Source organism: Streptomyces sp. T028 (assembly GCF_048159505.1).
In the GTDB taxonomy this organism is placed as follows: Bacteria; Actinomycetota; Actinomycetes; order Streptomycetales; family Streptomycetaceae; genus Streptomyces.
The window spans coordinates 133,983-157,317 of the sequence record NZ_JBLRVZ010000015.1; the positions used below are offsets into that span (position 1 = coordinate 133,983).

General features: G+C 71.4%; 16 protein-coding genes. 7 read left to right on the top strand and 9 right to left on the bottom strand.

Annotation, left to right across the window (positions count from 1 at the left end; genetic code table 11):
- Nucleotides 1-11: 11 nt before the first annotated feature.
- The 4 genes from ACLZN2_RS16495 to ACLZN2_RS16510 form a co-directional block, all read right to left on the bottom strand.
- The gene (locus ACLZN2_RS16495) at nucleotides 12-1,595 is read right to left on the bottom strand and encodes an LCP family protein (RefSeq protein WP_416979242.1); all 1,584 of its coding nucleotides are present in this window, start codon (nucleotides 1,593-1,595) and stop codon (nucleotides 12-14) included.
- 132 nt (nucleotides 1,596-1,727) lie between these two features.
- Complete coding sequence (locus ACLZN2_RS16500; RefSeq protein WP_416979211.1) at nucleotides 1,728-3,494, bottom strand: LCP family protein; 1,767 nt, start codon at nucleotides 3,492-3,494, stop codon at nucleotides 1,728-1,730.
- 265 nt (nucleotides 3,495-3,759) lie between these two features.
- Nucleotides 3,760-4,974, bottom strand: coding sequence for an LCP family protein (locus ACLZN2_RS16505; RefSeq protein WP_416979212.1), 1,215 nt, complete (start codon nucleotides 4,972-4,974; stop codon nucleotides 3,760-3,762).
- Between the two features lie 467 nt (nucleotides 4,975-5,441).
- Nucleotides 5,442-6,200 (bottom strand): TIGR03089 family protein, encoded by a 759-nt coding sequence (locus ACLZN2_RS16510; RefSeq protein WP_416979213.1) that lies wholly within the window; start codon nucleotides 6,198-6,200, stop codon nucleotides 5,442-5,444.
- Between the two features lie 161 nt (nucleotides 6,201-6,361).
- Between ACLZN2_RS16510 and ACLZN2_RS16515 the strand changes: the two genes are divergently transcribed.
- Both ACLZN2_RS16515 and ACLZN2_RS16520 read left to right on the top strand, forming a co-directional pair.
- Nucleotides 6,362-7,942, top strand: a complete 1,581-nt coding sequence (locus tag ACLZN2_RS16515) for a peptidoglycan recognition protein (protein WP_416979214.1) — start codon at nucleotides 6,362-6,364, stop codon at nucleotides 7,940-7,942.
- A 256-nt stretch (nucleotides 7,943-8,198) separates the two neighbouring features.
- A complete protein-coding gene (locus tag ACLZN2_RS16520; RefSeq protein ID WP_416979215.1) occupies nucleotides 8,199-9,281 on the top strand; it encodes a sugar phosphate nucleotidyltransferase in 1,083 nt (360 codons plus the stop codon).
- Nucleotides 9,282-9,698: 417 nt separating this feature from the next.
- Here the strand turns inward: ACLZN2_RS16520 and ACLZN2_RS16525 are convergent, their stop codons facing one another.
- The 4 genes from ACLZN2_RS16525 to ACLZN2_RS16540 form a co-directional block, all read right to left on the bottom strand.
- Complete coding sequence (locus tag ACLZN2_RS16525; RefSeq protein WP_416979216.1) at nucleotides 9,699-10,742, bottom strand: DNA-3-methyladenine glycosylase family protein; 1,044 nt, start codon at nucleotides 10,740-10,742, stop codon at nucleotides 9,699-9,701.
- A gap of 99 nt (nucleotides 10,743-10,841) precedes the next feature.
- Nucleotides 10,842-12,155 (bottom strand): coenzyme F420-0:L-glutamate ligase, encoded by a 1,314-nt coding sequence (locus ACLZN2_RS16530; protein ID WP_416979217.1) that lies wholly within the window; start codon nucleotides 12,153-12,155, stop codon nucleotides 10,842-10,844.
- On the bottom strand, nucleotides 12,152-13,111 hold the full coding sequence (gene cofD / locus ACLZN2_RS16535; protein ID WP_416979218.1) for a 2-phospho-L-lactate transferase: 960 nt from the start codon (nucleotides 13,109-13,111) through the stop codon (nucleotides 12,152-12,154). Before cofD ends, ACLZN2_RS16530 begins: the two co-directional genes overlap by 4 nt.
- Nucleotides 13,112-13,247: 136 nt before the next feature.
- Nucleotides 13,248-13,760, bottom strand: coding sequence for a cysteine dioxygenase (locus ACLZN2_RS16540; RefSeq protein WP_416979219.1), 513 nt, complete (start codon nucleotides 13,758-13,760; stop codon nucleotides 13,248-13,250).
- Nucleotides 13,761-14,509: 749 nt separating this feature from the next.
- Here ACLZN2_RS16540 and ACLZN2_RS16545 point away from each other — a divergent pair.
- The 3 genes from ACLZN2_RS16545 (at nucleotide 14,510) to ACLZN2_RS16555 (ending at nucleotide 20,319) form a co-directional block, all read left to right on the top strand.
- Nucleotides 14,510-14,773 (top strand): WhiB family transcriptional regulator, encoded by a 264-nt coding sequence (locus ACLZN2_RS16545; RefSeq protein ID WP_030792866.1) that lies wholly within the window; start codon nucleotides 14,510-14,512, stop codon nucleotides 14,771-14,773.
- Nucleotides 14,774-15,034: 261 nt separating this feature from the next.
- Nucleotides 15,035-18,754, top strand: a complete 3,720-nt coding sequence (locus ACLZN2_RS16550) for a glycosyltransferase (protein WP_416979220.1) — start codon at nucleotides 15,035-15,037, stop codon at nucleotides 18,752-18,754.
- The gene (locus ACLZN2_RS16555) at nucleotides 18,751-20,319 is read left to right on the top strand and encodes a DUF5719 family protein (protein ID WP_416979221.1); all 1,569 of its coding nucleotides are present in this window, start codon (nucleotides 18,751-18,753) and stop codon (nucleotides 20,317-20,319) included. The genes ACLZN2_RS16550 and ACLZN2_RS16555 overlap by 4 nt, the downstream gene beginning before the upstream one ends.
- Nucleotides 20,320-20,354: 35 nt before the next feature.
- Here the strand turns inward: ACLZN2_RS16555 and ACLZN2_RS16560 are convergent, their stop codons facing one another.
- Nucleotides 20,355-20,807 carry a metallopeptidase family protein gene (locus tag ACLZN2_RS16560; protein WP_416979222.1) on the bottom strand — a complete coding sequence of 151 codons (453 nt, stop codon included), beginning with the start codon at nucleotides 20,805-20,807 and terminating at the stop codon, nucleotides 20,355-20,357.
- A 296-nt stretch (nucleotides 20,808-21,103) separates the two neighbouring features.
- Between ACLZN2_RS16560 and ACLZN2_RS16565 the strand changes: the two genes are divergently transcribed.
- Nucleotides 21,104-21,526, top strand: a complete 423-nt coding sequence (locus tag ACLZN2_RS16565) for a DUF3499 domain-containing protein (protein WP_059196228.1) — start codon at nucleotides 21,104-21,106, stop codon at nucleotides 21,524-21,526.
- 415 nt (nucleotides 21,527-21,941) lie between these two features.
- The gene (locus ACLZN2_RS16570; RefSeq protein WP_416979223.1) at nucleotides 21,942-23,306 is read left to right on the top strand and encodes a phosphomannomutase/phosphoglucomutase; all 1,365 of its coding nucleotides are present in this window, start codon (nucleotides 21,942-21,944) and stop codon (nucleotides 23,304-23,306) included.
- The last annotated feature ends 29 nt before the right edge of the window (nucleotides 23,307-23,335 follow it).

Genomic DNA, 23,335 nt, shown 5'->3' on the forward strand with positions numbered 1-23,335 from the left:
CCGGACCCGGACTACCAGGTGTAGTTCGGGTCCACGTGCATGCACTGCGAGTCGTCGGCGCCGTTCATCGCCTGGGCCGACTCGGGCGTCTTGTCGTCGTCCTCCTTCTCGGACACCGTGTACTTGTTCCCCGACCGCCAGTCCCCGCCGACGTAGAGCGTGACCCCGGAGACGTCGGTGGACTTCTTCACCTGGCTCGTCGGGACGCCGAGCACCTTCGCCACCCGCAGGGCGTCGGCCTGGAGGTCGGCGCTCGGGTAGCGGATCACCGTGGTCTCCTCGGAGGTGGCCGCGGAGGTGTCCGCGACGGCCTTGTCGAAGCCCTTGTCCTGCAGCAGGCCGGTCACCGCGCTCGCGCGCCCGACGACCGGGGCGAGCGTGCCGGTACGGGTGCTGTTGTGGACCTGCACCGCGATCTCGTCGTCCGCGGCGGCCGTGTCGGTGACCGTCGGCGAGGGGCTCGCCGTGGTCTTCTTCTCGTCCTTGCCGTCGAGGGCGATGTCCTCGCGCACCAGCCGGAACAGTTTGTCGGCGTCCTCGGTGGGCACCACACGGCCCGTCTGGACCGTGTCGTACGCGTTCGGCATCGTCGTCATCGTGATGCGCTCGGTGGGCACCTTCTGCAGCTCGGTGGCCAGGTCGTACATCTTGGTGATGGTGTCCAGGCCGTCGTCGACGGTGATCGCCTTCGTGGCCGCCTCGGCGAGCTTGCGCAGCTTGTTGGGGTTGGTCAGCTTGGCGTTGGCGCGCAGCTCGCGGACCATCGAGTTCATGTACATGTGCTGCGCCTTGGCGCGGGCGAGGTCGGTGTCGTCCTCGAAGCCGTAGCGCGTACGCAGCCACTGCAGGGCCTGCTTGCCCTTGATGGACGTCGTGCCCTTCTCCAGTTTCAGCCCGGAGCCCTTGCCGCTGCTGGTGTGCGAGTAGACGTTGGCGTCCACGCACACCGGGACGCCGCCGATCGCGTCGGCCATCGACACCACACCCGAGAAGTCGATCATCATGAAGTGGTCGATGTGGATGTCGGTGAGCTTCTCCCAGGTGGCCACGGTGCAGCCCGGGCCGCCGCGGCCCAGGGACTCGTTGGTCATCGACCGGGTGCTCGCCGCGTACGTCTTCTTGGTGTCGGGGTCCGTGCACTTGGGGATGTCGACGAGCGTGTCGCGGGGCATGCTCACCACGGACATGTTGCTGCGGTCCGCCGAGACGTGCAGCAGCATCTGGACGTCCGCGAGCGGGGTGCCCCCGTACGTGTCCTTCGCGCCGCCCAGCTTCTGGTTCTCCGCGCTGTCCCGCGCGTCGGAGCCGATCAGCAGGATGTTCAGCGCGGTCTGACCGGCCGCGTTCGCCTCGGTCTTGGCCGCGCGGTCCTTCGCGTCGCCGAGGTTGAGGTCGTCGCTCTTGATGTTGGCGTTGAGGTGCTCGTAGTAGAGGTAGCCCGCACCCGCGCCGCCGAGTATGACCAGCGCCAGCACCGTCGCCGACCACCGCAGCACCCGCCGTCTGCGGCGCTTGCGGTCCGTGCCGCGGCGGCCGCCGCCTGTGGCCCCGCCCTCGTCGTCGGAGCCGTTCTTGCCCACCGGGGTCAGGGACATCGTGTCCTCGACCCCGGGAACCTCACCCCGCACCCCGCTTGTCGTCGCCAATTCCCCAGCCCCTCCACGCCGTGCGCCTGACACGGGCCCGTCCCGCGTCAAGTCAGACGCACGACGGGCCCGTAGGGTTACCTACTTCGCGCACTGGACCTTGTCCGCCGTGGACTTCTGGACCGAGTCCGGCACCGTCGCCGTTGCCGTGAGCGAAACGCCCGCGCCCTTGAAGTCCTTGCCCAGCGTCAGCGTCATCGTCGGCAGACCCTGGGCGTTGGTGACGCTCTTCCCCGGCTTCAGCGCGGTGCCCGGCAGGCCCATGATGTCGGCGAGCCGGCGGGCCTGATCTGCCTGGTCGGGGTCGTACTCGAGCGTCGTCTTGCTCAGTTCCTCCGGCGCGTTGCCCGCGTTCTCGGACTTCGTCACGCCCTCATCATTCTGCAGCCAGTTAAGAGTCTCCTGTGCGCTGCCGGCCGGGGCTCCGCCGTTCATGATCTGTACCCGGACCTCGGAGGCGGCGGACTTGGTGCCCTTGAGCCGGGCGGCGGCCTCGGCGGCGGCCGCGCTCTTGGACTCCTTGGCCTTCTGCTTCACCTCGGTGAAGGAGACATCGTCCTTGATCATCTGAAAGACCGTGGGCGCGGTCGTCGGGTTCGGGATGACCGTCGCCTTGACCTTCTCCGCCGGGTTGTCGAGCACCGGCACGGTGGTGAAGGTCAGGTTCTTCACATTGAGCTTGCCCAGCTCCAGGCCCAGGTCCTTCAGCTTGGTGATGCTGTTGAGCGTCTCGTCGACGGTCAGCGCCTCCGTGCCCGCCTCCGCCAGCTTGATCATCTTGGTGGGGCTGGTGAGGGTGTCGTTCGACTTCAGCTTGCGCATCAGGGAGCCGAGGAACTGCTGCTGGATCTCGATCCGGCTCAGGTCGCCGCCGAAGCCCACCGAGTGCCGGGTCCGCACGAAGGCCAGCGCCTGCTCGCCCTCGATGGTGTGCGTGCCCTTGGACAGCTTCAGATGCGAGTCCGGGTCGTCGATGTCCTTCGCCAGACACACCTCGACACCGCCGACCGCCGTGGTCAGCGTCTTGACCGCGTTGAAGTCGGCGACCATGAAATTGTCCGCCTGGATCCCGGTCAGCTCGGTGACCGTGCGCACGGTGCAGCTCGGCGTCCGCTCCTCCTGGCCGAGGCTGGTGTTGAAGCGGACGTCGTCCTCGCCCTGGATGACCTTGGTGGTGCCGTCCTCCTGCGTGGTCGGACAGTCCGGGACGTCCACGATCAGGTCGCGCGGGATGCTGAGCGCGGTCGCGTTCGTACGGTCCTTGGAGACGTGCAGCAGGATCGTGGTGTCCGCGTGGCCCACGCTGTTGGCGTCGCCGTACTTGGTGTTGCCCGCGCCGGTGCGTTTGTCGGTGCCGATCAGCAGGATGTTGATGGCCTTGTCCTTCTGGAAGCCACCGGTGCTCGCGCCGTCGTCGGAGACGGCGGTGATGTTGTCGTTGAGGTGCTCGAGATACAGGTAGGCCGCAGCGGCGGTGCCCACCAGCACGAAGGCCATCGTCCCGCCGGTCCACAGCAGGATCTTCTTCGCCCTCGACTTCTTCTTCACCGGCCGGCGCCCACGCCTGTTCGGCGGCTCCTCCGGCACCCCACGCCTGCGGCGCGGCCCGGGAACCCGCTCCGGCGCCTCCGCCGGCGACTCCCGCTCCGGCGCCCCGGTCCGTCCGCGCACCCCGCCGGACGCGCCTGACGGGGCCGCCGCACGGGAGTCGGCCCTACGGGGTCCGGGGACCGCCGACTGCGGTGCGGAAGGGCTCAGTCGCAGTTCGTATTCGCCGGTGTTCGGATTGAGCACCCACTGGTCTGCGGGATCGATGTTGTCCGCCCGCCCACGGCCTTGCGCGTCCACGGTTTGTTCAATCCTCCGTCGGGGCCACGCGGCGCCTTTCCCCCTCAAGGCGCTCGGGTCGTCTAGGTCACTCAGTCTCAACTCGGTCACATCAGTGCACGACCCCGGGACATGCCACGCGGCCGGGTGCACCGGATCGCTCACACTATCCGCCAAGTTCGACATGGAGCGACGGCCGTGACAAATTCCACGTCCCTACAACCGGGCAATCCATCCCAATTCCCTGAACGTGAGTTCGTCTAGGCCGCTCAACTTGGCAAGCGCTTTACCCGCAGCCGTCCTCGGCGGCGGTGCTGCCGCGGAACGTAGGTGCCGGTGGCGAGGGGGAGGGGCCCCCGGACCCGTACGGTCCGTGTTCACCCGACTCCACCCCGCCCGAATTCATGGGAAGTTCGTGAGAAACGACGACCGGACCATCCGTGCGCAGCTGTTCGAAGAGTTTCTCCGCCTCCGGCTCGACCAGTTGGTCGCGATTGGAGTTGTAGACATACGACTCCCGTGGAACGGTCAGGAATTGCACACGTTCGGTGGGAATGTCGCGCAGACCGCGCACGAGTTCATAGAGTCCGCGCAGACTCGCCAGATCCGGGTCGGTGGTGAGGGCGGACGTGGCCGCGTCCAGCAGCGGATACAGCTTCACCGGATTCAGCAGGACGTCATTGCTCCGCACCTTGTTGACGAGCGCCGCGAGGAACCGCTGCTGCCGTTCCATCCGCTCGGTGTCGCTGCCGTCCCCGAGGGACTTGCGGGCCCGGACGTAGCCGAGGGCCTGCTCCCCGTCGAGCGTCACCTCCCCGGCGGGCAGCCGCAGCTTGGCCGCCTCGTCGACAATCGGCTCCCCGACACACACCCGCACCCCGTCCACAGCGTCGACCATGTCCTTGAACCCACTGAAGTCGACGACGACATGGTGGTCTATCCGCACCCCGGTCAGCTTCTCCACCGTCCGGATGGTGCAGGCCGACCCCCCGGTCTCGAAGGCGTGGTTGAACATCGCGAACATCGGCTCGGTCCGCGACCCGTCCCCCTTCCGGCTCCGGCACGAAGGCACATCCACCATCAGATCCCGGGGCAGGGACACCGCGGTCGCACTGTGCCGCCCGCCCGACAGATGCAACAGGATCGTGGTGTCCGACCGCTCGGTGCCCGAGTCCGTCCCGTACCGCCCGTTGTCTTCCCCGGCCCGCGAGTCCGACCCGATCAGCAGCACGTTCTGCGCGTCCTTCACCAACGCCGTCGGCCGCTCCTTCGCATACCGGGCGAGCTCGGCGGCGGCGGCCTCGTCGGGCGTGATGTTCCCGTCCAACTGCGTGTACAACACCCACCCCACACCCCCACTCGCCACCACCAGCACGGCCAGCGTCCCCACCCCGTACGCCACCCACCGCCGACGCCGCCGCCTCAGCCCCCACCCACCCGCAGAGGCCCCCACCCCCGAGGACCCACCCACATCACCCACGTCCGTCTCCCCCTCCCGCATCCGGTCGGTCGTACGGTCGTACGGTCGTACGAGGTGCAGTACCGCCCTTACGACGATGCCGTGGGCGAGGCGGGGGCGCGGGCGGGGGTGGGCTGAACGGGTGACGCCGGGTCGGGCTCGACACGGGGCTTGGCGCTGCACTCCAGCGTGTCCGGCGCTTGAGGGCGGGCCCTTCCCGTCCGAATCCCCACTCACCCGCAGGGGGCTCCGCTTCTTGGCGCCGGTTCGGATAATTCAGCCCGTCTGGGGGTGCCCCCTCTGGGGGAGTTTGAGGATGAGGCCCGTTCAGGGCCGAAGCGGGGCCGGGGGGCGCAGCCCCCAGCGGGGTGCAGGGGCGGAGCCCCCGCCGGGGTGCAGGGGCGGAGCCCCCGCCGGGGTGCAGGGGCGGAGCCCCTGGCGGGGTCGAAGGGGCGGAGCCCCTGGGGGATGGGAAGGGTAAGGGCGGCGGGGGCGAGAACCCGCGTCGACTACCTGGCCGTCGCCGTGACCCGCTCGCTCTCGATCCGCTGAGCCACCGCCTCCTCCCCGGCCAACGCCAGATTCCGGCACAACACCACGGACCCCCCACTGGCGAGCGGCGCGTACAACCCCGCCCCGAGCCCCTCCCACGTGTCGTACGGCAGCCCCGACAACAACCGCGACCCGGGCCCCGTCAGCCCCAGCCCCGCCGCCCCCGCCCGCGCCCGCTCCACGACCTCCGCCCCGCTGTACTCCGCCCCGGCCACCACAAGCGCCGGCGCCTCGGGATCGACGGCCGCGTACGCCACGAAACGGTCCCCGTACGTCGGCACCTCCACGGCGTAATCGGCGTACCCCTCCGGCGGCCCCGGCACGAACCTCCGCCCGAGCGGCGCGAGCGAGAGCGCATACCGCTCCCCACCACAGGCGAGCCCCGCCTCGAACCTCCCCGGTCCGGCCACGACGAAGTCCGCCCGAGCCGGATCCCCGTCCACGTCCGCGATCACCCCCACCGACGCACACGCCAGCAGCCACACCGCCGTCTGCCAGTGCGCGGGCAGCAGCAGGGCGACCCGGTCACCGGGCTCGGCGGACATCCCGTCCTGGAGGAGGTTCGAGGTCTTGGCCACCCAGTTGGCGAAGGTGGCCACGGACAATTCGACCCGCTCGCCCGTGGCGTCGTCGTAGAAGGTGACCAGGGGACGCGCGGGATCCGCGGCGAGCGCGGAACGCAGCAGGTCGGCAGGGGTGCGATCAGTGGCGTTCACCCGCGCAAGCGTACGCGCCGCCCCACCACCGCACCCGCCATCGCGCCACCGGTTCGGCCGAACGCCCGCACCCACGGAGCCACCGGTTCGGCGGAACGCTCCCGACGGTCCGTCACATCACCGATGGACAGATATGTATGGCTATGTCCACGATCGTTCGCATGCGTGGATTGCTAGCTACTTCGATCGGTGTCACCTGTGCGGCCGCCCTCGCCCTGCCACTGACGTCGCCCGCCACGGCGGCGGCAGTGCGACCGGCGCCGACCGCGGAGGCCGGCGCCGCCGCCACACCCGACAGACCCGACACCCCCAACACGACGGACGCGGCCGATACGGCCGACCTCCCCGGCAGCACCCAGTCCCTCCCCCTCATCTCCCTCACCCGCGACCGCGCCCTGGGCTCCGCCGACCAGGGCCTGCGCCGCCGGGACGTACACCGCTTCTCCCTCCTCGGCGTCATCTGGGACGACCCGGACGCCGAACTGCACGGCCGCGTCCAGGTCCGCACCCGCCCGGCCGGCGGCGACGCCTGGTCCGCCTGGCAGGACGTGGAGACCCACAACGCCGACCACGGCGCGGACCCGGGCACCGCCGAACGCACCTCGGGCCACGTCCGCGGTGCCACCGCCCCGCTCTGGGTCGGCGACTCCGACGGCGTCGAGGTCCGCGTCCACCCCGACACCCTCAGCCGTACGGAAGAGACGGGCCGAGGCGTCCGTACCCGCTCCGCGGCCGCCCCCCTCCCCGCAGGTATGCGCCTGGAACTGGTCGACCCCGGCGCCCCCGCACCGGAACACGTCCCGGTGGCACCACGCAGCCGAGCCCTGCCGCCCACCCGAACCACGGCCCTGTCCACGGCCGAGAGGGCGGCCTCCGCAGCCAACGCGCCGCTCACCCCACTGGGCGCCACGGAGATCCCGCCCCTGACCCGCGAACAGACGGAACGCGAACTGCTCACCCCGACGGACGGCAAGCCGCAGAAGAACCGAAAGAACACAACACAGCAGACAACAACGAAGACGACGACAAAGACGACAAAAAAGACAGCGCCAAAGAAACACCAGCCGAAGAACCAACCGAAGAACCAACCGAAGCACCAGCCGCAGCGCCAGACGACTCACCAGCGGGCGAACCCGTACATCGGCCCCCGCCCGAGCATCGTCACCCGCCGCGGCTGGGGCGCGGACGAGAGCATGCGGGAGGCGGGCTTCCGCTACACCACCACGGTCAAGGCCGCCTTCGTCCACCACACGGCCACGGGCAACAACTACACCTGCGCACAGGCCCCGTCCGCCATCCGCAGTATCTACCGCTACCACGTCAAGAGCATGGGCTGGCGGGACATCGGCTACAACTTCCTCATCGACAAGTGCGGAACCATCTACGAGGGCCGTGCCGGCGGTGTCGCGAAGGCGGTCATGGGCGCCCACACCCTCGGCTTCAACAGCAACAGCATGGGCGTCGCCGTCCTCGGCACCTTCACCTCCGCCAAGCCGAACTCGGCCACCGTCAAGGCCATCGCGCGTCTGACGGCATGGAAACTCGGTGTCTTCGGGGCGAATCCGAAAGCAACGACATATCTGAAGTCCGGAGGTGGGAATCTCTACGCAAAGGGAAAGAACGTACGACTGAATGTGATCTCCGGTCACCGTGACGGGTTCGCCACGGAATGCCCGGGCAAGCAGCTCTACGGCAAGCTCGGCACGGCCCGCTCGACCGCGGCGACCTACCAGGGCCGCTGACAGCGGGACATGGCCCGGAGTTCCGGGGGCCAGGGGAGGCCCCCGGAACAGGACCGCACCGGACCACGCCGGAGCCGCACCCGAACGGCCGGAGAACACATCCAGGTGGGGGCACATTTCATCAGCCGTCGGGGGGACAGTCCTCTCGGGACTGGGACGGAACACCGCACGGCCTGGAAAGCGCCACACAACGGTCTGCATACACTGGCCGGCCGAATGACAGTTCGGCCGGTCCCGGCAGGAAGCAGAGACGAAGGTGACAGAAGCGATCCTCCTGGTCGGCGGCAAGGGAACCCGGCTGCGCCCGCTCACGGTGCACACGCCCAAGCCCATGGTCAGGGCGGCGGGGGTGCCGTTCCTCACGCACCAGTTGGCGCGGGCGAAGGCGGCGGGGGTGGACCACATCGTCCTCGCGACGAGCTATCTGGCGGAGGTCTTCGAGCCGTACTTCGGCGACGGCTCGTCCCTGGGCCTCCACATCGAGTACGTGACGGAGGAGGAACCCCTCGGCACGGGCGGCGCGATCCGCAACGTCGCGTCCCGCCTGCACTCGGCGCCCGACGACCCGGTGCTGGTCTTCAACGGCGACATCCTCACGGGCCTGGACATCAGAAGACTGGTGGCCACGCACGAGGCGACGTCGGCAGACGTGTCCCTGCACCTCACGAAGGTGACGGACCCCCGGGCCTACGGCCTGGTCCCCACGGACGAGACGGGCAGGGTCCTGGCGTTCCTCGAGAAACCCGAGACCCCCGAGGAGATCGTCACCGACCAGATCAACGCGGGCGCGTACGTCTTCCGCCGCTCGGTCATCGACACGATCCCACTGGGCCGCCCGGTCTCGGTCGAACGCGAGACGTTCCCCGACCTGTTGGCGGCCGGAGCGCACCTCCAGGGCATGGTGGACTCCACCTACTGGCTGGACCTGGGCACCCCCGCGGCCTTCGTACGAGGCTCAGCGGACCTTGTCCTCGGCCGCGCCCCGTCCCCCGCTGTCCCCGGGCGCTGCGGCGACCGCCTGATCCTCCCGACCGCACGGGTCGCGGCGGACGCCAAACTCACCGGCGGCACGGTGGTCGGCGAGGGCGCCTTCGTGGCGCAGGGCGCGAGGGTCTTCGGCTCCACGATCCTCCCCGGCGCCGTCATCGAACCCGGCGCCGTCATCACCGACTCCCTCATCGGCACCCGAGCCCGAGTGGGCGAACGCTCCGTCCTCACCGGCACGGTCATCGGCGACGGCGCGATCGTCGGCCCCGACAACGAACTCGGCGAGGGCGCCCGAGTCTGGTGCGACGCCCAAATCCCACCAGGAGCAGTCCGCTTCTCCTCAGACCAGTAACCCCCCGAGCGCCGGTCACCCCACACCCCCACGGCACTCAGCCCGTCCGGCGTTCGAGGACGAGGCCCTTTCAGGGCCAAAGCGGGGGTCTGGGGACGGCAGCCTCCAGCGGACCACAACGAGTAAGGGACAAGGCCCCGACGGGGTCTGGGCCAGACCCCGGCCCGAGGTCTGGTGCAGTGCCCGGCCCGGGGTCTGGTGCAGTGCCCGGCCCGGGGTCTGGTGCAGTGCCCCGACCGGGGCGCAGGGGACGGAGTCCCCGCCGGGGTGGAAGGGGCGGAGCCCCTGGTGGGGTGGTGGGGGGCCAGGGTGCAGGGGCGGAGCCCCTGGCGGGGTCGAAGGGGCGGAGCCCCTGGGGGATGGGAAGGGTAAGGGCGGCGGGGGCGAGAAACAGGCGGCCCGCACCCCCACCCCCGTTCACAACAACCCGATATCCCCCCGCCGCATCCGCGGAGCCCTCCGCCCCGGCACCCTCCCACTCAACAAAATCAACCGAGCAGCCCGATGCCGCTGCCCCGCATAAGGCTCCAGCAACTCCAACATCACCGCGTCATCCGCCCCCCGATCCCCCGCCAACGCCCACCCCACGATCCCCGGCAGATGAAGATCCCCCACCGTCACCGCATCCGCCGCCCCATGACTGCGCTGCACGGTCTCCGCCGACGTCCACGGCCCGATCCCCGCCACCACCTCCAACCGGGCCCGCGCCTCCTCCGGAGGCATCCCCACCGCCTCCTCCATCCGCCGCGCCACCCGCACAGCCCGCAGAATCGTCGACGCCCGCTTGTTGTCGACACCCGCCCGATGCCACTCCCACGACGGAATCAGCGCCCACGTCCGCGCCGCCGGCATCACCCACAACCGCCCACCCGCCGCAGGCCCCGGCGCCGGCTCCCCGAACTTCCGCACCAGCAACCGCCACGCCCGATACGCCTCGTCGGTCGTCACCTTCTGCTCGAGGATCGACGGAATCAACGACTCCAGCACCAGCCCGGTCCGCGTCAACCGCAACCCCGGCCGCCGGTGCCACGCCATCGCCACCACCCGATGCCGCGGCACGAACACCTCCGGCTCATCGGCACCGCCCAGCAGCTCGGGCAACCGCTCCAGCAGCCACTCCGCCCCCGGCCCCCACGCCTCCCCCCGTACGGCACCCCGACCGGGCGCCACCGACACCCGCAACGTCCCCGCCCCGGCGGGCGTCAGACTGGCCCGCCACACAGAACCGTCCGGCATCGCCCGGAACGTCGGATCCCCGGGCCCCCGCCGCAACGGCCCCAGCACCAGCCCCAGATCGACGGGCCCCTGCGGCACCCACTCCCGCACCAGCATCCGCGCAGCCCCACCGACCCCGACCCCGGCCCCTGCCGCCTGAGCCGGCCGAGGCACCCCACCGGGCACACCCACATGCCCCCCGCGCACGGTCGTACGCGTGGTCCGAGGAGCGAATCGTCCTGACACGGCTACGAGCACCCCCAGGAGAACAACCCTGCGAACCGCTGGGAACGGACGGACGCACAGACGGACGCACAGCACGAAGCACGAACCACGAAGCTCACCTCACCGCACCGCGACAAACCCCTCCACCCCCCGTTCCCCCCGCTTCCGAGGCTCCTCCGCCGCATGCCCGACGGCCACCGCCCCCATCGGATCCCACCCCTGCGGCAGCTCCAGCACCTCCCGCACCACGTCCCGGCAGAACATCGTCGACGACACCCACGCCGACCCCAGCCGCTCCCCGGCCAGCGCGACCAGGAAGTTCTGCACCCCGGCCCCGGCCGCGACGACGAACATCTCCCGCTCGGCCGCGTCCCGCCGCGTGTCCCCGTAGGTGTGGGAGCCGTCCATCACCAGACACGGCACCACCAGATACGGCGCTTTCCGCAGGACGTCGCCCCGCCGCACCCGCTTGGCGATCGACTCCTCGGACTTCCCGTCCCGCCGCAGATCCGCGATCCACGCGTCCCGCATGGCGTCCAGCAGCCGGACCCGCGGCTCCTCCGACTCCAGCAGCACGAACCGCCACGGCGTCGTGTGATGCGGAGCCGGCGCCGTCACCGCCGCGGCGACCGCCCGCCGTACCGCCCCGGGATCCACCGGCTCGTCGGTGAAGGCCCGCACGGTCCTCCGCTGCGTCACCGCCAGCCGGACCGCCTCCGAGGTCCCGAGCCGGAACATGTCGTCCCGCGCCCCGCGCACCAGAGCGGCAGCACCATCCCCCGCACCCTCCGCCACCACATGCGCCAGCCCCCGCACCACCGCCACGGGCAGCCCGGCCGCCTTCCCCTTGACCAGGTCCCCGGCCGCCGCCAGTTCGTCCGCCGTCGCGACGACCGTCGCGCTCAGCGGATTGCCGTACGCGTCCGTACCCCCGCGCAGATCGTCCAGCACCCGCACCCCGGCGGCGCCGATCGCCACGTCCGTGAGCCCCGCGCGCCAGGGCCGCCCGAAGGTGTCGGTGACGACGACCCCGACCTCGACGCCCAACGCGTCGCGCAGTCCGTCCCGGATCACCCGCGCGGACGCGTCAGGGTCCTCGGGCAGCAACAGCACCGTCCCGGAAGGGGTGTTGGAGGCGTCGACTCCCGCCGCGGCCATGATCAGCCCCTGCCGGTTCTCGACGATCCGCAGCGCCCCGCGCCGCGCCACGACCCGTACCGTCTCGGCGTCGATCGCGGCCTCCCGGTCGTCCGCCCGGACGATCCGCCCCTCCGCCTTGGACACGATCTTCGACGTCACCAGCAGTACGTCCCCGTCGGCGAGCCCGGGCTCGGCGGCGGCGATCAGCTTGGCGAGGTCGTCCCCGGTCTGCACCTCGGGCAGCCCGGGGACCGCCCACACGCGATACTCCTTGATCCCCTGTTCACCGCTCACGCCGCCCCCACCTCCTCCGCCAGCTTCAGCGCCTCCCGCGCCATCTCCGCGGTCGCTTCGAGGTCGTTCATCATCAACGGCACGGCCCGGCAGCGGATGCCGGCCGCCTCGATCCGCTCCACCGACCCCGCGTCCACGGTGTCCACGAGCCATCCGTCGAGCAGTCCCGAACCGTAGTGCTCGGCGACCGCCGCCGCCGTCGACTCCACCCCGACCGCCGCGAGCACCTTGTCCGCCATGCCCCGCACGGGCGCGTCCCCGACGATGGGGGACAGGCCCACCACCGGGACCCCGGCCTCGGCGATCGCCTCGCGGATGCCGGGCACGGCGAGGATGGTGCCGACGGAGACGACCGGGTTCGACGGCGGGAACAGGACGACGTCCGCCGCCGCGATCGCCTCCAGCACCCCCGGCGCCGGCTTCGCCTGCTCGGCGCCGACCGGCACGACCGCCTCCGCCGGCACCGACGCCCGCAGCCGCACCCAGTACTCCTGGAAGTGCACGGCCCTGCGCTCACCGTCGATCTCGACGGCGACATGCGTCTCGACCCGGTCGTCCGTCATCGGGATCAGCCGCACCCCGGGCTTCCACCGGTCGCACAGCGCCTCGGTCACCGCGCTCAGCGGATACCCGGCGCCGATCATCTGCGTCCGCACGATGTGCGTGGCGAAGTCCCGGTCGCCCAGCCCGAACCACTCCGGCCCGACGCCGTACGCCGCGAGCTCCTCCTTCAGATGGAAGGTCTCGTCGGCCCGGCCCCAGCCCTGCTCCTCGTTGATGCCGCCGCCGAGCGTGTACATCACGGTGTCGAGGTCCGGGCAGACCTTCAGCCCGAAGAGATGGATGTCGTCGCCGGTGTTGCCGATGACTGTGATGTCCGCGTCCGGCACGGCCCGCTTCAGACCGCGCAGGAACCGGGCACCGCCGATGCCGCCTGCCAGAACCACAATGCGCATGGGAGCCAGTCTCGCAGGCCCCGCCGACAACCCGCCGGGCGGTTGTGGACAACCCCCCACCTGTGGACAACCCGACCACCCATACGAGCCACGACCGCCCCGCACCGGCCACACAACCGCCCCAAGGGGCCGTGCCCTACGCGCTGACGGCGTCCACCGCGTCGTACGTCTCCCCGGCCGCGCAGGCCGTGTGGTGCATCGGCATCTCGGTCAGCCCGGGGAAGTACACGTGCAGGCTCACCGCCGGCTCCAGCGCGTCGTTGACCACCTCGTGCACGTACCCCGGCGCGAAAACCCGCTGCGCGCCCGCCCCCAGCACCCGCTTGCCCCGCTCGGTGCGCTCGGTCAGCTCGCCGTCCAGGACGGTCAGCACACCGGAGGAGCGGCCGTGGTCGTGCAGCCCGCTGCCCTGTCCGGGCACCCAGGACAGCAGCCACACCTCGTAGCCCGGGCCGGTGCGCAGCCGGTGGTACCAGCGGGTCGTCGCGTCGTACCGGACGAGGTGCTCCCACTCGGCGCGGTCGGCGGCGAGGGAGCGGGCGAGGCCGACGAACTCGGCCACGGTGGCCGGGTGCTCGCGGGGGGCCTGGAGGAGGTGCGGGACTTCGAGGATGTCGCCGGCGATCTGGAGGTCGCTGTCGCTGTTCATGGGGTGGGGTGGTCCTCGGCGGAAGAGTGGGGGGCGGCTGGGTGTCGCGTACCGTCCACCCGGATCACGGGTGGATCAGGGGTGCCCTGGTGCGGGCCGAAAGGAAAACAGCAGTCGGGTCGCGGTGGACCCGGGAGGGGCAGCCGGAGCGCGTTGGGCTCAACAGCTGGAACAGCAACAACAGCTACAGCGAGCACGGGCAGCACCGTGGGACCCGGCGGAGCGGGTCGTGGTGAGTGCCGAGTTCGCGAGCATGCCCACAAGGACATCGGTTCACACCTGTCGATGTCAACTCGACGCCCGGTATGTGGGACGCGGTTCACCTCATCCGGTGCATCTGAGAGGCGAAAGGTTTGTGCACACGGCCGCCGGGACACACGAGGCACAAGCCGGGCGCGTAAGCCGTTGTGAGCCCGTGATCCGCCTGTGATCCGGTTCTCTTCCGCGCGCGTGTCGCAACGGGATCGAACTTCTGGGCGTCCTTCCCCGTACAAGCACTGTGCGGGGTCCGAGCCCTCCAGGGCCTCATCTGCATGTCAAGGTTTATGACGATTTGAACACTTACCGCACGGCCTTGGTTCCGCAGAGTGAATAAGGGGCCCAATAGCAGATCTCGGCTTGACTCGCCCGGAGCAGCACACTTGTAATTTCACTCGTGTCGTTCAGCCGACATCGGTAATGGGCCATGGCGCCGCCATCGGTAAACGGCCAGGTACACGGGGACGCGAAAGACAGAGCGAGGGGCGCACATGACCGAGCTGGTGCAGCAACTGCTGGTCGACGACGCGGGCGAGGAACTCGGCTGGCAGGAGCGCGCACTGTGCGCCCAGACCGATCCCGAGTCGTTCTTCCCCGAGAAGGGCGGCTCGACCCGCGAGGCCAAGAAGGTCTGTCTCGCCTGCGAGGTCCGCTCCGAGTGCCTCGAGTACGCCCTCGCCAACGACGAACGCTTCGGCATCTGGGGCGGCCTGTCCGAGCGCGAGCGCCGCAGGCTGAAGAAGGCCGCCGTCTGAACCACCGCCCCGCACAGGCGGAACGAGCACGGGCGGAACAAGCCCCACGCCGGCAGGAGCCCCTCAGGGGCAGCAGCCCCTCACGGGCGTGAGCCCCACAGGGGCGGACGAGGGTGTGAACGGCCCGTCGCAGGTGGTTGTCCACAGGCGGCGGGCCGCCGTCCTGCCCAGCCGATAGTGTGGGCGCTCGTCCGAGACACCCCGCCGCCCCCACGCGGCGCAGGCGTCCACCACGTCCACCGAACCGGGGCCCGTACCTCGATGTCCGTGCACAGCCACACGGCAGCCCAGTCAACAGGCGCTGCCACACCTGAGTTCCCGCGTCATGTCGTCACCGCGGTCCTTGTCTCCCACGACGGTGCCCGCTGGCTGCCCGACGCGCTTGCCGGGCTGCTCGGCCAGGAGCGCCCCGTCCAGTCCGTCATGGCCGCCGACACCGGCAGCTCGGACGACTCCGCCCGCCTGGTGACCGAGGCCCTCGGCGACGACCGCGTCCTGCACCTCGCCCGGCGCACCGGCTTCGGCCAGGCCGTCGAGGAGGCCAACCGCACGGCCCCGGTCCTCACCCCCGAGGAACTGCCGTACCTGAAGCGGCCCAGCGGCTGGGACCCCGTCACGCGCACGTGGCGCGACGACGCCTACGACATGCCGGAGCTCCCGCACGGCGAACCGGTCCAGTGGCTGTGGCTGCTGCACGACGACTGCGCCCCCGAGCCCGACGCCCTGGCCGAACTCCTGCGCGTCGTGGACAACGAACTCGAACTGGGCCGCGACGACGTGGCCGTCGTCGGCCCCAAACTCCGCGGCTGGTACGACCGCCGCCAACTCCTCGAGGTCGGCGTCACCATCGCCTCCTCCGGCCGCCGCTGGACCGGCCTGGACCGCCGTGAACAGGACCAGGGCCAGCACGACCACGTCCGGCCCGTGCTGTCCGTGTCCACCGCCGGCATGCTGATCCGCCGCGACGTCTTCGAGGAACTCGGCGGCTTCGACCGCAGGCTGCCCCTGATGCGTGACGACGTCGACCTGTGCTGGCGCGCCACCGCCGCCGGCCACCGCGTCCTCGTCGCCCCCGACGCCGTCGTACGGCACGCCGAGGCCGCCTCCCGCGAGCGCCGCGCCGTCGACTGCGCGGGCCGCACCACCGCCTCCCCGCACAAGGTCGACAAGGCCGGCGCCGTCTACACCCTCCTCGTCAACAGCCGTACGGCACTGCTGCCCTGGATCCTGCTGCGCCTGGTCCTCGGCACCCTGCTGCGCACGGTCGCCTACCTCGTCGGCAAGGTACCGGGACAGGCAGTCGACGAGATCCGCGGCCTCCTCGGCATCCTGCTGCGGCCCGAGCGGATCATCGCCGGACGGCGCAGGCGCGGCACACCCCGGATCGACAAGGGCGAACTGCGGCCGCTGTTCCCGCCGCCCGGGGCGACCGTACGGGCCACCGTCGAACAGGTCGCCGGCGACCTCTTCGGCTCCTCCGACACCGAGACCGCCGGCGGCGCCGGACGGCACGGCGGCGGACTGGAGTCCGGCCCCGGCGGCGACGACGCCGACTTCCTGGAGATCGAGCAGTTCGCCCGCCTCAAGCGCATCGCCCGCAAGCCGGGCCCGGTGCTCTTCCTGGTCCTGCTGCTCGTCTCCCTTGTCGCCTGCCGGAACCTCCTCGGCGGCGGCGCCCTCGCGGGCGGCGCCCTGCTGCCCGCCCCGGCCGACGCCTCCGAGCTCTGGTCGCGCTACATCGACGCCTGGCACCCGGTCGGCGCGGGCGGCACCCCGTCCGCCCCGCCCTACCTCGCCGTCATCGCGGCCCTCGCCACCCTCCTGTTCGGCTCCACCGGCCTCGCCCTGACCCTGCTGCTCGTCTGCTCGGTGCCGCTGGCCGGCTTCACCGCCTACTTCGCCTCTCGCCCCCTCGTCGAGTCCCGCCTCCTGCGCGCGTGGGCCGCCGTCGTCTACGCCTTCCTGCCCGCCGCCACCGGCGCCCTCGCAGGCGGCCGCGTCGGCACCGCCGTACTCGCCGTCCTGCTGCCGCTCATCGCGCGCGCGGCCGCCGCCGCGAGCGGCCTGACGAACACCTCGGGAACCCGCGGCAGCTGGCGCGCCACGTGGGCGTACGCACTGCTGCTGACGATCACCACCGCGTTCACGCCGATCGTCTGGCCCCTCGCGCTCGTCCTCGGCCTCGCCGTGCTGGCCGTACGCCGCACCGACATCACCGCCTACGGCCTGCGCCTCCTGGCCCAACTCGGCACCCCCCTGCTGGTCCTCGCGCCCTGGTCGCTGACGCTGCTCCCGTTCGGCTTCTTCACCCAGGCCGGACTGGACTACGCCCCGTCCACCGCCTCCGCACTCGACCTGCTCGCCGCCAGCCCCGGCGGCCCCGGCACGGTCGACGGGCTGATGCTCATCGGCGTCGTCCTGGCCGCGCTCGCCGCCCTGCTGCGCGGCGAGCGTCAGTTCGGAATCTGGACGGCCTGGGCGGTCGCCCTGGTGGCGCTCGTCTTCGCGGTCCTGTCCAACACCTCCACCTGGGCCGGACCCGCCACCCTCGTCTACGGCATCGCGCTCCTGGCCGCCGCCGTCCTCGGCGCCGACGGCGCACGCACGCGTGTCGCCGAACAGAGCTTCGGCTGGCGCCAGCCGGTCGCCGCCCTCATCGCCTTCGTTTCCGCCGCGGGCCCCCTGCTGCTCGCCGCCGGCTGGATGATCGGCGGCGCCGACGGCCCCCTGGAGCGCCGCGACGCCGTCCAGGTGCCCGCGTTCGTCGCCGAGGAGGCCGGCAACCGCGACCAGTCCCGCACCCTCGTCCTCGACAGCGACTCCGCCGCCCACGTCGACTACATGCTGGTCCGCGGCTCCGGCGCCCGCCTCGGCGACGCCGAACTCGCCGCGGCCGACGGCGAGAACGCACCGCTCGACAAGGTCGTCGCCAACCTCGTCGCCGGCTCCGGCGCCGACCAGGCCGACCAGCTGGGCAAGTTCGCCGTCGGATACGTCCTCGTCCACAAGGGCGCGCCCCGCGAGGTCACCCGCGTCCTGGACGCCACACCCGGCCTGAAGCGGCTCAGCCAGCAGGACGGCAGCGCCCTGTGGCGGATCAGCCAGGAGGTCTCCCGCGCGGCGGTCGTCACCGAGTCGGGCAAGGGCACGGCGACCCCGGTCGCCGCGGGCCCGGTCGACATCCACACCACGATCCAGGCGGGCTCCGACGGCCGGATCCTGCGCCTGGCCGACGCCGCCGCCGACGGCTGGACCGCCACCCTGGACGGCAAGCCGCTCACCCGCATCACCGTCGACGGCTGGGCCCAGGGCTTCGAACTCCCCGCTTCCGGCGGAAAGCTGGACGTCACCTACGACGACCCCTTCACCCACACCGTCTGGCTGTGGACCCAGGGCTTCCTGGCGCTCGTCCTCGTCGTCCTCGCCCTGCCCGGCCGCCGCCGCGACGTCGACGACGACCTCCCCGAGGAGCAGCAACCTGCCGCCGCCGAGGCCGTCGAGGGCGAGGGCCGGCGCGCCCGCCGGCTGCGCGCCCAGGCCGAGGACACGGAGGAACCCGCCCTCCAGAACGACGACTTCCCGTCTCCTCCTTCGGAGGAGACATCCGAGGACGCACCCGAGGATGCACCGGACCAGACCCCGGTCGCCCTCCCGCAACAGCAGTCGTACGGCGACTGGGACCAGCCGAGCTACGCGGGCGCCGAGTACGGCGGCTACCAGGGCGAGCAGTACCAGGGCACCCAGCAGTACCCGGCGGGCACCTACGACCAGCAGTCCTACGACCCCTACCAGGCCGGCCAGTACGACCCCTACGCCTACGACGGCCAGGGCGGGCAGGCGCCGTACGAACAGACGTACGGCTATGACCAGGGCTACGCCAACCAGGGCTACGACCCCGCCTACGACCAGGCCTACGACCCGGCGCAGCAGCAGCACCCCCACGGCACCGGCAGCGAGCGTCCCGACGGGAGCCAGCAGTGAACCGCACGACCCTGTCCCTGATCGCCGGCACGGCCGCGCTCGCCGCCGTCACCGGGTTCGCCACACTCAGCGAGCCCAAGGCCGCCGGTACGGACGACTCCGCCAAGGCGGCCGCCGTGCTGCCCGTGGAGCGCACGAGCCTGCTCTGCCCGCCGCCCAGCACCTCCGACGTCGCCAAGACGTCGTACACGTCCTTCACGCCCGTCACCAAGGGCACGGGCGGCGACGGCACGGCCGAACTCCTCGCCGCCACCGAGGAGTCGGCGGACACGGCCGACGACGAGGCGAGCGACAAGGACGACAGCACGACCGACACGGACGAGAAGAAGACCGACAAGAGCGACAAGGCCGACGAGAAGTCCGAGAAGGACGACAAATCGGTGGTGACCCCCAAGGAGCCCGGCACGCCCGCCACCGGGGACACCTCCGGCGGGGAGTCGCCCGCGCTCATGGGCACCGCCGAGGGGAAGTTCGCGCCCGGCTGGACGGTCCAGGAGACCACCGAGGTCGCCGCCGGCTCCGGCCGCGGGCTGCAGGGCGTCACCTGCACCGCCGCGGACACGGAGTTCTGGTTCCCGGGCGCCGGCACGGCCGCCGACCGCACGGACTACGTCCACCTCACCAACCCGGACGACTCCGCCGCCGTCGCCGACATCGAGCTCTACGGCAAGGACGGCGCCCTGCAGACCACGGTGGGGGAGGGCATCACCGTCCCGCCGCACTCCAGCGAGCCGATCCTGCTGTCCACGCTGACCGGCGCGAAGGAGGACGACGTCACCGTCCACGTCAACGTCCGCAGCGGCCGCGTGGGCGCCTCGGTGCAGGCCCTGGACGACAAGCTCGGCGGCGACTGGCTGGCCGCCGCCACCGACCCGGCGCCGAGCCTGGTCATCCCCGGCATCCCCAAGGACGCCACCGCGGTCCGGCTGATCGCCCACGCGCCGGGCGGCGCCGACGCCGACCTGAAGGTCCAACTCGCCTCCCCGACCGGCCTGATCACCCCGGCCGGCCACGAGACCGTGCACGTCAAGGCAGGTATGACGACCGCCGTCGACCTCGGCGACGTCACGCGCGGCGAGGCCGGCTCGATCGTCCTGACGCCGACGGACCGGTCGGTGCCGGTCGTCGCGGCCGTACGGGTGCTGCGCGGCAAGGACGGCAACCAGGAGTCGGCGTTCATCCCCGCCTCCGCGCCGGTCGGCACGCGCGCGTCCGCCGCCGACAACACCGCCAAGGGCACCACCCTCTCCCTGACCGCCCCCAAGGGGACCGCCAAGGTGAAGGTCACCGCGTCCGCGGGCAGCGAGGGAGGAACGGCCGCCTCCAAGACGTACACGATCAAGTCCGGTACGACCCAGGACGTCGAACTCCCCGTCCCGGCAGGCCTGAAGGGCACCTTCGCCCTGACGGTGGAACCCCTCACCGACACCCCGGTCTACGCCGCCCGCACCCTGGCGACGACGGGGAAGGGCGTCCAGGGCTTCACCGTCCAGACCCTGCCGGACGACCGGGGCACGGTCGAGGTCCCCCAGGCGGACGAGGACATGGCGGTGCTGCAGAAGTAACCCGGCCGGGTCACATGAACGGACGGGGACGGTCGTCAGTCCTCGTCGCCGTAGCGCGGATCCACCGTCTCCGGGGTCAGCCCCAGCAGCTCCGCCACCTGTTCCACCACGACCTCGTGCACCAGCGCGGCCCGTTCGTCGCGCCCCTTGGTGCGGATCTCGACCGGCCGCCGGTAGACGACGACCCGCGGCCGCCGTCCCTCGCGCGCGGGAACCGTCCCGCCAAGGGGCACCGCCTCATCGTTCCACGGCTCCCCGGCCGCGGCCGGGCGCGGCACCTCGAGGACCATGAAGTCGATCTCGGCGAGCTGCGGCCAGCGCCGCTCCAGCCGTTCCACGGAGTCCTGCACCAGATCGGCGAACGCGTCGGCGCGGCTCGCGGCCAACGGCACCTGAGGGGGAGCGATCGGTCCCCGCATGCCCCGGCCGTGGCGATCGCGGCGGCGGGGCCCGGGGCCTGCGGCACGGGGCGGTACGGGGCTGTCCATCACTACGGAAGGGTAGACCCCGCCGAGACCGGCCGCCCGGCCCCCACGCGGCATCCCGGACAGCTCCCGCCCGGCCCGTACCCCATGTCGCAGGATGACCATTCCAGCCAAGGTTGGGCTCGATTCCGTATCTCTCCGAGACCGGTTAACTCATGGCATTTGTTCCTGTTTGCACCACCCGATGACCGAGAGGCTCCGTCTTCTTCCTCTAGATGACTGGTGTTCGTGCAGGTCAGCGGGGTATGACTGGAGAGGCCCGTGGGGCGTTTCACAACACGACACGGTGGAGTGACCTGGTGGAGAGTCGTCGCGGCCCGCTCAAGAGTGCGGTACCGTCCAACGTCGTGAGCCCTGTACGTCGCTGTTCGCGAACCGCCTGCGGCCGACCCGCCGTCGCGACGCTGACGTACGTCTACGCCGACTCGACCGCGGTCCTCGGCCCGCTCGCCACCTACGCCGAACCCCACTGCTACGACCTGTGCGCCGAGCACTCCGAGCGCCTGACCGCCCCGCGCGGCTGGGAGGTCGTCCGCCTGCTGGACGGCTCGGCTCCCGCACGGCCCAGCGGTGACGACCTGGAAGCGCTTGCCAACGCCGTCCGTGAGGCGGCCCGCCCGCAGGAGCGCGCGGCACAGGCCGGCGGCGGCGGACGCGGTGCGGACCCGATGGAGGTCGCCCGCCGCGGCCACCTGCGCGTCCTGCGCTCACCGGACAACTGAGCCCGTTACGCCCCGGCCCCACCGCGCACGGTCCGACGCCCCGCTGCCGCACGCTTGTCACGGCCACAGCCACATGAAGCGGCGGAGAAGCGAGAAACCGCTTTCCGCGTGACGGAACCCGAACCGAACCCGCCGCCGACTCGCCCGCCCCGCCCAAAGCCCATCTCGCGGGCCTCACAGGCCTTCTGACGGCCGTTCTCGTCACCTGCCTCGCCCACCGCGTTCCCGCCGGCCGGACGCTCTCCAACGCCGCCCGGGCGCCGCGCCGCTCTTTCGGGCGACTCTCCGACGCCCGTGTGTCCCGGGTTGGTGCGCAAGGTTACTTCTGCGGGTCCACTGCGCGGACTCACAGCAGCCGGTGAACCGTTCCGGGTAGTTTGTGGCGACTGAACAGGACTTTCAGGAAGGGTGGCCCGTGGCTGCTGATCTGTCGCAGATCGTGAAGGCGTACGACGTCCGCGGGGTGGTCCCGGACCAGTGGGACGAGTCCCTCGCCGAACTCTTCGGAGCGGCCTTCGCCCAGGTGACCGGCGCCGAGGCGATCGTCGTCGGCCACGACATGCGCCCCTCCTCACCCGGCCTGAGCGGCGCCTTCGCGCGCGGGGCGGCGGCACTCGGCGTCCACGTCACCGAGATCGGCCTCTGCTCCACGGACCAGCTCTACTACGCCTCCGGGGCCCTGAACCTGCCCGGCGCCATGTTCACCGCCTCGCACAACCCCGCCCGGTACAACGGCATCAAGCTCTGCCGCGCCGGCGCCGCCCCCGTCGGCCAGGACACCGGCCTCACCGAGATCCGCGAACTCGTGGAGCGCTGGACGGACACCGGCGCGCCCGAGCCCGCAGCCGTGCCGGGAACCGTCACACGGACCGACACGTTGAAGGACTACGCGGCGCACCTGCGCTCACTCGTCGACCTGACCTCCATCCGCCCCCTGAAGGTCGTGGTCGACGCGGGCAACGGCATGGGCGGCCACACCGTCCCCACCGTGTTCGACGGCCTGCCCCTGACCGTCGTCCCCATGTACTTCGAACTCGACGGCACCTTCCCCAACCACGAGGCCAACCCCCTCGACCCGGCGAACCTCGTGGACCTGCAGCGGCGCGTCCGCGAGGAGTCCGCCGACCTCGGCCTCGCCTTCGACGGCGACGCCGACCGCTGCTTCGTCGTCGACGAACACGGCGACCCGGTCTCCCCGTCCGCGATCACCGCCCTCGTCGCCACCCGCGAACTCGCCCGCAACGGCGGCCGCGGCACGATCATCCACAACCTGATCACCTCCCGGACCGTCCCCGAGGTGGTCGAGGAGAACGGCGGCAGCCCCGTCCGCACCCGCGTCGGCCACTCCTTCATCAAGGCGGAGATGGCCCGCTCCGGCGCGATCTTCGGCGGCGAGCACTCCGCCCACTACTACTTCAAGGACTTCTGGAACGCCGACACCGGCATGCTGGCCGCCCTCCACGTCCTGGCGGCCCTCGGCGGCCGGCAGAGCCCCCTGTCGTCGCTCGTCGACGCGTACGACCGCTACGCCGGCTCCGGCGAGATCAACTCCACCGTCGCCGACCAGGCGGACCGCATCGCCGCGATCAAGGCGGCCTACGCCGGCCGCCCCGACGTCACCCTCGACGAACTCGACGGCCTCACCGTCTCCACCGCCGACTGGTGGTTCAACGTCCGCCCCTCCAACACCGAACCCCTCCTCCGCCTCAACGCCGAGGCCCGCGACGAACCCACCATGACCAAGATCAGGGACGAGGCCCTGGCCATCATCCGAGCGTGAACCTTCCCGGGCACCGGGGCCCAGGGGCG

Bases quoted from the DNA above. Each gene is read 5' to 3' on its own strand.
- ACLZN2_RS16505 (WP_416979212.1), bottom strand. From the start codon at position 4,974: ATGCGGGAGGGGGAGACGGACGTGGGTGATGTGGGTGGGTCCTCGGGG.
- cofD (WP_416979218.1), bottom strand. From the start codon at position 13,111: ATGCGCATTGTGGTTCTGGCAGGCGGCATCGGCGGTGCCCGGTTCCTG.
- ACLZN2_RS16560 (WP_416979222.1), bottom strand. From the start codon at position 20,807: ATGGACAGCCCCGTACCGCCCCGTGCCGCAGGCCCCGGGCCCCGCCGC.
- ACLZN2_RS16495 (WP_416979242.1), bottom strand. From the start codon at position 1,595: ATGTCCCTGACCCCGGTGGGCAAGAACGGCTCCGACGACGAGGGCGGG.
- ACLZN2_RS16550 (WP_416979220.1), top strand. From the start codon at position 15,035: ATGTCCGTGCACAGCCACACGGCAGCCCAGTCAACAGGCGCTGCCACA.
- ACLZN2_RS16545 (WP_030792866.1), top strand. From the start codon at position 14,510: ATGACCGAGCTGGTGCAGCAACTGCTGGTCGACGACGCGGGCGAGGAA.
- ACLZN2_RS16515 (WP_416979214.1), top strand. From the start codon at position 6,362: ATGCGTGGATTGCTAGCTACTTCGATCGGTGTCACCTGTGCGGCCGCC.
- ACLZN2_RS16540 (WP_416979219.1), bottom strand. From the start codon at position 13,760: ATGAACAGCGACAGCGACCTCCAGATCGCCGGCGACATCCTCGAAGTC.